The sequence below is a fragment of the Candidatus Atribacteria bacterium genome (assembly GCA_011056645.1).
GTDB classification, from domain to species: Bacteria; Atribacterota; Phoenicimicrobiia; order Phoenicimicrobiales; family Phoenicimicrobiaceae; genus Sediminicultor; species Sediminicultor quartus.
Window position 1 is genome coordinate 1 of record DSEL01000215.1, and the last position, 1,925, is coordinate 1,925.

The following is a 1,925-nucleotide window of genomic DNA, read 5'->3' on the forward strand; positions in this document are numbered from 1 at the left end:
AACCTATGCCGCAGAAAGAATCGCTCCTAAATTCAAATCCGAAATAGGAAAAGTAAGAAAAATGTTTAAAGATAAGGCTCCCGCTAAAGAACTGATAGGGTTTTTAAATAAAGAAGGAATTAAAGTTAAAAACCATATGAGCACTTTAGATGAGGATACTATTGATTTAATTAAGGAAGTTATTGAAGCAGAAAAAGAAAAACAGATAAAAGAAAAAAAGAAGAAACTTAAAGTGATTAAAATTACCAAACTTCCTAATTTAAAAGAACTTTCTTCGCAATTAAAAATTTCTTTATCAGAGATTATACAAAAAATTATAAAATTTGAAACAATAAGTTCGATCGACAAAGAAGTTCCGATAAATATCTTAAAACAAATCGCCAAGGAATATGGTTATGAGATAGAATTATCTGAAAAATTAAAAACTAAAAGCAGCCTCCAAAAAAAGGATAAAGCTGTCAACTTAATTTCCAAGCCTCCTGTAGTTACTGTAATAGGACATGTTGATCATGGTAAAACTACTCTTCTGGATACTATTCGAAAGACCGATGTAACCAAAGGAGAAGTAGGTGGAATTACCCAAAGAATTGGAGCATATCAAATTAATATAGATCATAAAAAAATTGTGTTCATTGATACCCCGGGGCATGAAGCTTTTACTACCATGAGAGCTCGAGGAGTAAAAGCTACTGACATTGCAGTTTTAGTTATAGCGGCAGATGATGGTGTCATGCCTCAAACTATCGAGGCAATAAATCATGCAAAAGCAGCAAATGTGCCTATTTTAGTAGCAATAAATAAAATAGATAAAACCAATGCTAATGTCGAAAAAGTAAAAAAAGAATTAACTAAATATGATTTAGTTTCCGAAGAATGGGGAGGAGATACTCTAATGGTGGAGATTTCTGCCCTTCAAGGTAAAGGTATTGAAAAATTATTGGAAACTATTTCCTTGCAAGCAGAAATGTTAGATTTAAAGGCAAATCCTGATATTCCGGCAATAGGGTTAATAATAGAAACAAAATTAGACAAGAAAAGAGGAATAATTGCATCAGTGTTAATTCAGGATGGATCGTTAAAAGTTGGTGATTATTTCATTGCCGGATTATCCTACGGTAAAATTAGAAACCTAATTGACGATAAAGGAAAAAGCATTAAAAAAGCAGGTCCTTCTACTCCGGTTGAAATTATAGGTTTTTGTAAAATGCCCCAAGCTGGTGATTACTTCCAGATAGTACCCGATGATAAACTGGTTAAAATTATAATTAACGAAAGAGAAGATGAAGGTAGAAGCAAAATTACAGCAAAATCCTCACTTTCTTTAGATAATTTGTTTTTAGAGATGCAAGAAGGAAAGTTAGATAAGTTAAATATCATTTTAAAGACTGATACACAAGGTTCATTGGATGCTTTGCAGGAAGCAATAAAGAAGATAAAAATTGCAACTGAAGAAGTAAAAGTTGACATTATTCATGCAGGTGTAGGCAACATTACCGAAACAGATGTTATGTTAGCCTCTGCTTCCAAAGCAATCATTATTGGTTTTAACATTCGCCCTGATACAAGTGTACAGAAAATAGCCAAATCCGAAAAGGTAGACATTAGATTATATAAGATTATATATGATCTTATAGATGAAATTAAATCTGCTTTAAAGGGTTACTTAAAACCAAAAATCGAAGAATATATCTGCGGACAAGCAGAAGTTAGGGAAGTATTTAAAATACCCAAAATTGGTACTATTGCAGGAAGTTATGTATTAGAGGGTAAAATTTCTAATAATGATAATATAAGAGTTATTAGAGATGGTAAATTAATTTACGAAGGAAAAATCTCTTCATTAAAGAGGTTCAAAGACGATGTAAAACAAGTTAGTTCTAATTTTGAATGCGGAATCGGTGTAGAAAAATTTAATGATATTAAGG

At 31.6% G+C, this 1,925-nt stretch carries 1 protein-coding gene; it reads left to right on the forward strand.

Translation table 11 applies throughout. The features are described 5' to 3' along the window. Nucleotides 1–61: 61 nt before the first annotated feature. Nucleotides 62–1,925: translation initiation factor IF-2 (locus tag ENO17_09945; GenBank protein HER25352.1), on the forward strand; the 1,864-nt coding region annotated here is incomplete at its 3' end.